The following is an 874-nucleotide window of genomic DNA, read 5'->3' on the forward strand; positions in this document are numbered from 1 at the left end:
GAAGATTTTAAGGGGTTTAAATCTATTTTGCGTTTTTTTAAGCAAAATAAAAAAGGGAAGCCACTATTTTTGACTTAACCCTTTTTCTATGAGCTGACGAATAGCTTCATTACGACTTTTTAGTTTGTTATCATGCCAGAAATTCTCAATTTTTTCTAATTGTTCATTAGGAATTGTAACTAAAACCGGTGTATTTTTATCTCTGTTTATTGCCATGTAAGTATGCCCCCCTTTATAAAGGTATTATAAGTGATATTACTTTTATTGACAACTGGAAAAATGAGTAATAGAATAGCAATATAGGTGATATCACTAATATTACTATTTAAAGGAGTGAAGATATTGGAAAAGAAAATCGAGAAAATGATGATGGATCTAAAACATCTCATGAATCATGGTGAAGTAGATATGGATATAACGGATTTTAGGTATCAAAAGATGCTATTTGGAGCATTAGAAGCAACAGGAAAAGATTATACTTTCCATGTGCATGAACAGGATGAAAGCTCTTTATATGTGAGTTTAGTATAATTAAACGATAGAGGAGAGGAATAGCAAATGAAAATTGATGTATCTGAATGGGGAGTACTGAGCAAAGATACGAAGTTAAAATTAATTCGTTTGGCAATTTTAGAAAATCAAAATAAATATGCAAAATAAAAACCCCTCATTTGCAAAAAGCAAACAAAGGGCTATGTATTGAGTGATCGTAAAGCAAAGGAAATCTCGTCCATTTCCTTCACATTATATTTTAACACATAGGAAAGATTTAAAATACTTATAAGATTATTAAGGGGGAAATTACTGTGCTCAATCGTACAATTTTAGTTGGTCGTCTCACAAAGAATCCTGATTTGCGTTACACGCCAAATGG

3 protein-coding genes are annotated in these 874 nt (G+C 31.1%); 2 read left to right on the forward strand and 1 reads right to left on the reverse strand.

What is annotated here, in order from left to right; genetic code table 11:
* Positions 1-63 precede the first annotated feature (63 nt).
* Positions 64-216 (reverse strand): ribbon-helix-helix domain-containing protein, encoded by a 153-nt coding sequence (locus LOK41_RS28290; RefSeq protein ID WP_006097643.1) that lies wholly within the window; start codon positions 214-216, stop codon positions 64-66.
* 117 nt (positions 217-333) lie between these two features.
* Between LOK41_RS28290 and LOK41_RS28295 the strand changes: the two genes are divergently transcribed.
* Complete coding sequence (locus LOK41_RS28295) at positions 334-531, forward strand: hypothetical protein (protein ID WP_241819395.1); 198 nt, start codon at positions 334-336, stop codon at positions 529-531.
* Positions 532-806: 275 nt separating this feature from the next.
* Positions 807-874 (forward strand): single-stranded DNA-binding protein (locus LOK41_RS29190; protein WP_347269386.1); only part of this gene is annotated, 68 nt, incomplete at its 3' end.

This window comes from Bacillus sp. TL12, from assembly GCF_022625245.1.
In the GTDB taxonomy this organism is placed as follows: Bacteria; Bacillota; Bacilli; order Bacillales; family Bacillaceae_G; genus Bacillus_A.

What these genes read in the sequence shown, in the direction of transcription:
- LOK41_RS28290 (WP_006097643.1), bottom strand. Translation starts at nt 216, where the DNA reads ATGGCAATAAACAGAGATAAAAATACACCGGTTTTAGTTACAATTCCT.